An 820-nucleotide genomic window follows, 5' to 3' on the forward strand; every position below is an offset into this window, starting at 1 on the left:
AAACGGCTTCACCGCCATATCCGGCCTCCGGTTCCGCTTCGCTCCACCTCCGCCCGGATATGGCGGCGGCGAGCATAATCCACTAACAATCAACCCGGTCCACTCGCCGGGGGCAGGTCAGCCCAAACCCATCGATGCATCGACCCACCGCTTGAGAATTGCGATCTGCTGCTCGCGGTCAAGTTCGTCCAGCTTGGCCTCGTTTACGAACCCCGTCGCGGGTATGCGGTAGCGCTTAAGGCCGCGTAGGATCACGGCATTGAGATAAGTGACGTACCGCTGGTCCGGCAGAATGGTCAGCGCGGGCAAGTCATCAAAAGTGATTGCGATCGTCGCGCGTTTGGCGCGAGCTTCAGCACCAGCGAACAAAACCATCGCGGCGGCGAGCAGTGCCGCTAATTTTGAACTCACATCACTCTCGTTCTAATGGTTTGTTTCGTTTGTATAGCGCCACCGCACAGGCGATACCCAAGCGTTCGGTGTGACGATCGTAAGAGCTGCATCTTTACCCCTTGCGTTCAAAGCCATTTGCGAGCGCGCGCGATCATAAAGACAGCGACCGATAACGTCGCCATTACCATGACAGTGACCAAGAAGCCCCAAAGACCGGTTTTCGCCAGGGGAGTGTCGAAGTTCATGCCGAAGATGCCCGCAATCGCCCCCGCCAAGCCGATAACGACCGTGATCAAAGTCAGCACTTTAGAGCGGATTCCGTTCAGTCTGGATCATAACCGCACGAACTGAAGTAATTGGCGCATTCGGTGGGCTGGAAGATATCGACGAGCCTGCCGATCAGGTCCCACAGGCCCAAGACGGTTCG

Annotated in this window: 2 protein-coding genes and 2 pseudogenes; 1 reads left to right on the forward strand and 3 read right to left on the reverse strand. The window is 57.2% G+C overall.

Translation table 11 applies throughout. The features are described from left to right. A pseudogene (locus tag ACM9ME_RS15425) lies at positions 1-86 on the forward strand (integrase catalytic subunit); the annotation flags it as partial. Between the two features lie 31 nt (positions 87-117). Here ACM9ME_RS15425 and ACM9ME_RS15430 read toward each other — a convergent pair. From ACM9ME_RS15430 to ACM9ME_RS15440, 3 genes and pseudogenes are all read right to left on the reverse strand, one after another. Continuing rightward, entirely contained in the window at positions 118-411 is a 294-nt protein-coding gene (locus tag ACM9ME_RS15430) for a polysaccharide deacetylase family protein (RefSeq protein ID WP_415644346.1), read from the reverse strand. Between the two features lie 107 nt (positions 412-518). Next, on the reverse strand, positions 519-698 hold the full coding sequence (locus ACM9ME_RS15435) for a hypothetical protein (protein ID WP_415644347.1): 180 nt from the start codon (positions 696-698) through the stop codon (positions 519-521). A gap of 17 nt (positions 699-715) precedes the next feature. Next, positions 716-820 (reverse strand): annotated as a pseudogene (locus tag ACM9ME_RS15440) (IS630 family transposase); the annotation flags it as partial.

The organism is Sphingomonas antarctica (assembly GCF_965137005.1).
Taxonomy (GTDB): Bacteria; Pseudomonadota; Alphaproteobacteria; order Sphingomonadales; family Sphingomonadaceae; genus Sphingomonas_O; species Sphingomonas_O antarctica.